The organism is Stenotrophomonas sp. P5_A8 (assembly GCF_056400545.1).
Genome location: NZ_JBFULB010000418.1, coordinates 1 through 2898 on the forward strand (window position 1 = coordinate 1; position 2898 = coordinate 2898).

The following is a 2898-nucleotide window of genomic DNA, read 5'->3' on the forward strand; positions in this document are numbered from 1 at the left end:
TGGGCTCGGAGTTGGTTATAATAGAATGGTGTATGTGCGCTCGGGTGGGTTGGCCGTCGACGGGCACGATCAAGGACAGTGGCTCGGCGAAGGCCACGCCTCCGTCGCGCAGGAGGAGACCACCCTCATCAATGGCGCCGAAGAGACGGTCTTGTGGCGCTGGGAACTGAGCGATGCCGTGGCATCCGGCCCGGGCGCCCTGCCCTCTGCGCCCGCGGCCGCCAGCACGTTGAAGCTGGAAGCGCCGGTACAGTTGGACCCGCGCTTCAGCTGGCTGATGCKGTGCGACCGGGTCGAGTTCCCGCCGGCCGGGGTAGCGCTCACCCACGTGCATCAAGGGCCGGGAATTCGCATCTGCCTCAGCGGCGAGATCCATATCGAAACGCTCGGCCAAGCGCATGCCTATCCTGCCGGGGAAGCCTGGTTCGAACTGGGGCACGCCCCGGTGCTGGCGCCAACCACAGAGCGCGAACCGACCACCTTCATCCGCTGCTTCCTGCTTCCCCGTCAGGTGAAAGGCCGCAGTTCCATCCGCTACGTGCATGCCGCGGACGCCGCGGCCAAGAAGGTTCAGCAGTACCGGGTTTTCGCAGAGCGATACATCGACCTGCCGTGAGCCGGTTGACCGTGAGGTAATCTAGCGCCTGCCGCACGTCCCTCGAGTTCGCCAGAAGGTTCCCATGCCCCGCCAGACGCCCAGTGCCATCAAGGAAATCAACGCCAGCGACGGCGCGGACGTCATCGRATCGGGGGCGTCCGAGCTGGGCGCGGAACTCGGGCTTCCCACCGCCATCGTCTCGCTGAAAGTCATCGAGGCGCTGGCTGCCGCCCCTGCCGGGCTGGGCGTCACCCGTCTCGCCGAGATGCTCGGCATGCCTAAGGCCCGCATCCACCGCCACCTCAGCATGCTGCGCGAGCACGGCTATGTCGGCCAGGACCCGCGCACGAACCAGTATCGGGTCGGCTGGCAGATGTTCCTGCTCGGGCGTGCCTGCACCAGCCGCTTCGACGTGATGTCGCTGGCCAAGCCGGTGCTGGAGCGCCTGCGCGACCAGGTCGGGCAGACCGTGGTCATCGCCACCTACTCGGACAATGAGGTGGTGGTGATCGACTTCCTGCGCGGCACCGCGCCGGTGGAGATTAGCCTTCGGCCCGGGACGCGGTTCCATCTGAACACCGTCGCCCAGGGCAAGGTGGTACTGGCCTTCGCACCGGAGAGCGTTCGACAGCAGTTCCTGGATCAGCCGCTGCAGTCCTGCACGCCTCGAACCATCACCGATCCTGATCGACTGCGCGCCGAGATCGAGCTGGTGCGTCGCCGCGGCTGGGCCGACGCGCCGGAAGAGCTCTACATCGGCGTCAACGCGCTGGCCGCGCCACTGCTGCAGGCCAACGGCGAACTGTTCGGCACGGTGGCGATCATCGGTTCGATCCACTACCTGCCCGGAACGCCGGAGCCGGCGCATGTGCAGGCGTTGCTGGAGACCTCACGAAAGATCTCCGAACTCATGGGACTTCGCGGCCCGGCTCACTACTGACCCACAGAGTTCCGTGCATAGCTTGCCGATCCGGCGCCGCCTCTCCGGCTTGGAGCCATATCTGAGGGGCAAGGGAATCCCGACAGCGGCTAGCGACCCGGTGGCGCTGAGCGCGAGGACTTTAACCGCCTAGCAGCCTGTGCCGGGGGCATATCACGATACGGAACGAGGGCGGCTCCCCGGGCCAGCATTCTCACCAACAATGCGCCTCCCGAACGCAAGCGGAATCCTCTCAGCWGCGGGAGGGACCTTATCGGCTCAGGCGTCATGTCAACAGCCGCGCAGACCAGTAGCCTTTGAATCCAGCGTAGCGGCGCCGGAAGTATGGGTGCAGTGGACATGATAGAAATGAATTCGGCCAGGATGTCCGAACCTTCAAGCCCTGGCACTGTCCTTGTGTAAAGTGCCTCCCACTCCACCCACGATCTGGGTGCGCCAGTTGCGCCATAAAGCTTCGCAGCGGGCTCGGCCTCGACGAAGGCCGCGGCCTTCTCAGTCGGCGACAAGGCCCGAACATAGAGGTGGTACGCCTCGGTGAACCCGAATGTCGCGGTCGCCTGCACCCAGTCGAGCAACCGGGGGTCATTGGCGCGGTAGGAAACACCGCCCGGCGTGGTGCCCCGCACCCTGCCGTGAACGCGAACAACATGAGCGATCATCTCCTTTGCCACCGTGCGCGGCCCATACACAGTCACCATCGCAGCGAACCCGGTCCGGTGCAGCCGCAAAGCGGGGTCGCGCCGAAAGCCACTGTGATCCCAGACACCCGATCGAACAGACGGCTCGGCCAACTCGAGAATCACGGCCGCCACACCACCGATGTAAAGCGAAATAGGATTGGCGAATATGCGCCAAGAAACCCCGTCTGCGGGCGCAAGCGCCCGCTCACCCTCCGGTCGGCTGAAATCGAAGTCCAGTCCCGCAGGCGGGCGCATAAATCGCCTAACATTTCCCATCATCATCAATCCTCCTCAATGATTGTCAGGACCTCTTAGATCCCATATCAGAGTCGCAACTCGCGCCGCCGGATAAGAAGTGTTTACCAAGGTCTTTCCCACTTCCTTCAGGGCTACGCTCGCAAACAGACGTGATGCAAGCATGTCAGTATCGTCCGACGAGAAGCGTGAGGGCGCCCACATGGCACGAGTGGGGCGGCCGCGCACAGTCATTCGGCCGGCCTGCACATTCAGCTTCGCGCGCGGATAGGCGGCATCACAGTCGCATCGGTGGGGAAGCACCTTGGCGTTGCTGCCGGCTTTGCGCCGAGCAAGGTGAATAGCGCCCAAGTTCCGGGTGACTGGGAGATCGCTGCGCTGCTGGCCTCTCAGGACGATTTTTTCCGACGCACCCTGGTCGAGCG

The 2898-nt window shown here is 64.4% G+C and carries 4 protein-coding genes; 2 read left to right on the forward strand and 2 right to left on the reverse strand.

Annotated features, from left to right (window positions below):
- Window positions 1–616 (forward strand): hypothetical protein (locus AC1DQP_RS18970; RefSeq protein ID WP_478052252.1); only part of this gene is annotated, 616 nt, incomplete at its 5' end.
- A 64-nt stretch (window positions 617–680) separates the two neighbouring features.
- Complete coding sequence (locus tag AC1DQP_RS18975) at window positions 681–1538, forward strand: IclR family transcriptional regulator (protein ID WP_478052253.1); 858 nt, start codon at window positions 681–683, stop codon at window positions 1536–1538.
- 89 nt (window positions 1539–1627) lie between these two features.
- Here AC1DQP_RS18975 and AC1DQP_RS18980 read toward each other — a convergent pair whose 3' ends face one another.
- Window positions 1628–2500 carry an oxygenase MpaB family protein gene (locus AC1DQP_RS18980; RefSeq protein ID WP_478052254.1) on the reverse strand — a complete coding sequence of 291 codons (873 nt, stop codon included), beginning with the start codon at window positions 2498–2500 and terminating at the stop codon, window positions 1628–1630.
- A gap of 9 nt (window positions 2501–2509) precedes the next feature.
- Window positions 2510–2898: hypothetical protein (locus AC1DQP_RS18985; protein ID WP_478052255.1), on the reverse strand; the 389-nt coding region annotated here is incomplete at its 5' end.